General features: G+C 43.7%; 7 protein-coding genes. 5 read left to right on the top strand and 2 right to left on the bottom strand.

Annotation, left to right across the window (positions count from 1 at the left end; translation table 11 throughout):
* Window positions 1-103: 103 nt before the first annotated feature.
* On the bottom strand, window positions 104-250 hold the full coding sequence (locus IQ230_RS28075) for a DUF4351 domain-containing protein (protein WP_228055447.1): 147 nt from the start codon (window positions 248-250) through the stop codon (window positions 104-106).
* 276 nt (window positions 251-526) lie between these two features.
* On the opposite strand from IQ230_RS28075, the gene IQ230_RS26030 reads away from it, so the two are divergent.
* On the top strand, window positions 527-1,225 hold the full coding sequence (locus tag IQ230_RS26030; protein WP_193935070.1) for a class I SAM-dependent methyltransferase: 699 nt from the start codon (window positions 527-529) through the stop codon (window positions 1,223-1,225).
* Between the two features lies 1 nt (window position 1,226).
* Here the strand turns inward: IQ230_RS26030 and psbN are convergent, their stop codons facing one another.
* A complete protein-coding gene (gene psbN / locus IQ230_RS26025; RefSeq protein ID WP_015188789.1) occupies window positions 1,227-1,358 on the bottom strand; it encodes a photosystem II reaction center protein PsbN in 132 nt (43 codons plus the stop codon).
* A gap of 86 nt (window positions 1,359-1,444) precedes the next feature.
* Between psbN and psbH the strand changes: the two genes are divergently transcribed.
* The 4 genes from psbH (at window position 1,445) to IQ230_RS26005 (ending at window position 3,456) form a co-directional block, all read left to right on the top strand.
* Window positions 1,445-1,654, top strand: a complete 210-nt coding sequence (psbH, locus tag IQ230_RS26020; protein WP_099699992.1) for a photosystem II reaction center phosphoprotein PsbH — start codon at window positions 1,445-1,447, stop codon at window positions 1,652-1,654.
* A gap of 173 nt (window positions 1,655-1,827) precedes the next feature.
* Window positions 1,828-2,094 carry a TatA/E family twin arginine-targeting protein translocase gene (locus tag IQ230_RS26015; protein WP_193935069.1) on the top strand — a complete coding sequence of 89 codons (267 nt, stop codon included), beginning with the start codon at window positions 1,828-1,830 and terminating at the stop codon, window positions 2,092-2,094.
* Between the two features lie 13 nt (window positions 2,095-2,107).
* Window positions 2,108-2,743 carry an aminoacyl-tRNA hydrolase gene (gene pth, locus IQ230_RS26010; protein WP_193935068.1) on the top strand — a complete coding sequence of 212 codons (636 nt, stop codon included), beginning with the start codon at window positions 2,108-2,110 and terminating at the stop codon, window positions 2,741-2,743.
* Window positions 2,744-2,868: 125 nt separating this feature from the next.
* Window positions 2,869-3,456: a TetR/AcrR family transcriptional regulator gene (locus IQ230_RS26005; protein WP_228055443.1), complete on the top strand. Its 588-nt coding sequence runs from the start codon at window positions 2,869-2,871 to the stop codon at window positions 3,454-3,456.
* The last annotated feature ends 211 nt before the right edge of the window (window positions 3,457-3,667 follow it).

The raw sequence follows: 3,667 nt of genomic DNA, 5'->3' as shown, positions 1-3,667 counted from the left end.
CCTATGCCACTGAGGTTCAAAATATGTGCAAAAATCATCGACCTCACAAAACAATGCTTCTAAACTAGACATAGGACGGGGCGCTGAATGGTTTAACTTAATTTCAGCTTACTTGCCCCCTCCTTTTTTTATCCCGAACTGACGTTAACAAGGCTTCACCCAATAATTCGAGTTGCTCAAAAGAGAAGGTAGAGACACGCTCCCGCATTGATTTATCCGATTTCCCCAGCTTTTTCGTGAGTTGTCGCAGAATCAGCGTTCACGCAGTGTGTGCGAAGCCCAATCACTCCCGTTGCAGCACTAATTCTCGTTCTTCTTGAGTCAAATCCAGTCGCAATATCGCTCTAATCTCCGCTCGACTTAATTTATACCAATTCTTCGTAATGTTGCATAGAATTCACCCCACCGCCTACGGCACCTCCCCTTGGTAAGGGGAGGTTGGGAGGGGTCAAAATGATGAATCGCCCTCCTTGTCCTCTGCGGTCATTGCTGCATCTTTATATCTTTATTGTAAAAGCACACCACTATGTCAAACAAAACCCTCGTCACCGACGCTGCTGGAGAACTCCAACCTGATCTCTACGACTACTTGCTCTCTGTTTCCCTACGCGAAACCGAAATTTTGTCCCAACTGCGGCAAGAAACCGCCCAACATCCTGAAGGCGATATGCAAATTTCTCCTGATCAAGGACAGTTTATGGCATTGCTTGTGCAGCTTATTGGAGCCAAGAAAACGCTAGAAATCGGTACATTCACGGGATACAGCACGCTGTGGTTGGCACTGGCGTTACCCGAAGATGGAATCGTAGTTACCTGTGATACAAGTGAAGAGGATACCGCGATCGCGCGTCGCTACTGGCAAGCCGCAGGTGTCACGCATAAAATTGACTTGCACATTGCACCTGCGATCAAAACGCTGGAGCAACTGCTGCTGGATGGACAGGCAGAAACATTTGATTTTGTCTTTATTGATGCTGATAAAGTCGAGTACAGAGATTATTATGAGAAATCCCTGCAACTCATCCGTCCAGGTGGATTGATCGCCATTGACAACGTTCTTTGGTGTGGCAGAGTCATCGATCCGAATTTTGATGATGATGTATATACAATCGCGATTCGAGAGTTGAATCAATTCCTGCATTGCGATCAGCGAGTCGCACTGAGTTTAGTAGCGATCGCTGATGGATTGACACTCGCGCTCAAACGTCCTCTAAACCAAGCGTGATTTAATCCTCATGGTCTTCAAAAGGATCGCTTAATTCCTTAGAAGGAGGGCCAAACGAGGTATAAATCGACAACGCTGTAATCGCGATAACAATTGCAGCCAGTGAAATGCTAAGAACTGTTGCGGGTTCCATGGGCTAGATTAAAATTATGAGTGCTATTCCTATAGAATATTACAGAAGATTAAAAAATGCTGTTGCAACGAATCTTAAGGTGACTCATGGCACAACGGACTTGGTTGGGAGATATTCTCAAACCCTTGAATTCTGAGTATGGTAAAGTGACCCGTGGTTGGGGAACAACGCCACTAATGGCAGTATTTATGGTGTTATTTTTCGTATTTCTGCTGATTATTCTGCAAATCTACAACTCTTCGCTGCTCTTTGAAAGACCAGATATTTCTCCAGATTGGACAAACATGGGTGGTTAATCTCTTTTGTAACAAAGCTGGAATGATCCTTTTATTTCCCCGACTTGACGGGGTTTTTTTATGAAGATTTATACTGGAGACTGGGTAGTTAGTGGCTAGTGGATAGTGACTAGTGAAACCAGGCATCTTACCTGAGACAAAGGTCACAATTGTTAAACAAAGGAGAATGTGCAGTGAATATTTTTGGAATAGGTTTACCAGAAATGGCTTTAATCATGATTGTGGCACTGTTAATCTTTGGTCCTAAAAAGTTACCAGAGATTGGTCGTAGTATGGGTAAAGCAGTCCGAGGATTTCAAGAAGCTTCTAAAGAGTTTGAAAATGAGTTCAAGCGTGAAGCCGAACAAATTGAGCAAGCTGTACAGACAACAGCACAATTGGAACCAAAGCAAATCGCAGCGGCTGAAACTTCAGAAAACAACACAGCTTCATCACAATAGAAACAAGCTAGTCATGACAAAAACTGCTGCACCATCAGTAGTTATTCCTCAACTAATTGTCGGATTGGGGAATCCAGAACCTAAATACGAACAAACTCGACACAACATCGGCTTTGCGGCTGTGGATGCTTTAGCGCGTTCCTGGAATATCCCCTTATCAGAAAATCGCAAGTTTCAGGGAGAATTCGGTGAAGGTATAAGCCCAAACCGTGAAAAAATTCGCTTACTGAAACCACTGACTTATATGAATCTTTCAGGTCAGGCAATCCGTGCAGTTTCTGATTGGTATAAACTGCCTCCAGAGTCGATTTTAGTGATTTACGATGACATGGATTTACCTGTAGGAAAAATGCGGTTGCGCCTATCAGGTTCGGCTGGGGGACATAATGGCATGAAAAGTGCGATCGCCCACCTCGGTACGCAAAACTTCTCCCGCTTGCGTATTGGCATTGGTAAGCCAGACCAAGCTGTCAGCAACAACGGTAAAACAATTTCTCATGTTTTAGGACGATTCTCTCCAACAGAAAATCAAGTTGTGAGTAAACTTTTACCATTAGTAGTTGAGTGTGTTGAACTGTGTTTAAAGCAGGGAGTAGAAAAAGCGATGAATCGCTACAACACCGTCGATCTTGTTACTAAGGATTCTTAGACTGACTAGCTATACAACTACACTGACATCAATTCGGTAACAATACATCAACTAACCGCTTTTGGGGTTGCGGAAAAATAAGCTATGGGTTATTATTTGGTTGAACAACCAACCAGGAGGCGTGTCTGCGTAAGAATTCTACTCTCAAAAACCAAGATAATCGTGCTCAAATTGTCTTAGCGGCTTATCAACTTTTAGCTGAAAAAGGCTATGATTCAGCCACGATGAAAGAAATTGCGGGTGCAGCTGGTGTTGCTCCAGGTTTAATTCACTACTACTTCGAGAGTAAAGATCAACTGCTTCAGGAAGTCTTAATTGAGGCTGGAGAACGATATGTCAAGGAAGTTGAGCGATGGTGCAATGAATTAACTAAAGAGCAGTTGCAAGAAGTCACGTTTACAGAGCCTAAGCAGCGCGTTACTAGTGAACCAGAGTGGTTTCGTTTGCGATGTGAGTTGTTTGCTCTTGGCTTACGCAATTCTAACTTTCATAACGCGACTAGCCTGATGCTTTCCACAGGGCGGCAATGTATTGCTCGTCTAGTGCGGCAAATTGCTGGAGAAGCGATCGCCAATCCCGAAGCTGTAGCTGCTGTGTTACTTGCATCTTTTGATGGCTTGGCACTTCAAAAACTTGCAGATCCAGAATTTGATCTCGACAGTGCGTATCAGGTTCTCACGCAGATGTTTGTGACTCAACTGAAGAATCAATAAGAATGCGCTGGCGAATGAATTCACAGCTAAACAAACAAAGTCCACCTCCTTGGACTTACTAATAGAACGTCAGTTCGGGATAAGAAAAGGAGGGGGCAAGTAAGCTGAAATTAAGTTAAACCATTCAGCGCCCCGTCCTATGTCTAGTTTAGAAGCATTGTTTTGTGAGGTCGATGATTTTTGCACATATTTTGAACCTCAGTGGCATAGG

Source organism: Gloeocapsopsis crepidinum LEGE 06123, from assembly GCF_015207655.1.
Classification (GTDB): Bacteria; Cyanobacteriota; Cyanobacteriia; order Cyanobacteriales; family Chroococcidiopsidaceae; genus Gloeocapsopsis; species Gloeocapsopsis crepidinum.
The sequence above is the reverse complement of the archived record's forward strand: the minus strand, read 5'-3'. Positions and strand labels throughout refer to the sequence as shown.

What these genes read in the sequence shown, in the direction of transcription:
- IQ230_RS26030 (WP_193935070.1), top strand. Translation starts at nt 527, where the DNA reads ATGTCAAACAAAACCCTCGTCACCGACGCTGCTGGAGAACTCCAACCT.
- pth (WP_193935068.1), top strand. Translation starts at nt 2,108, where the DNA reads ATGACAAAAACTGCTGCACCATCAGTAGTTATTCCTCAACTAATTGTC.
- psbN (WP_015188789.1), bottom strand. Translation starts at nt 1,358, where the DNA reads ATGGAACCCGCAACAGTTCTTAGCATTTCACTGGCTGCAATTGTTATC.
- psbH (WP_099699992.1), top strand. Translation starts at nt 1,445, where the DNA reads ATGGCACAACGGACTTGGTTGGGAGATATTCTCAAACCCTTGAATTCT.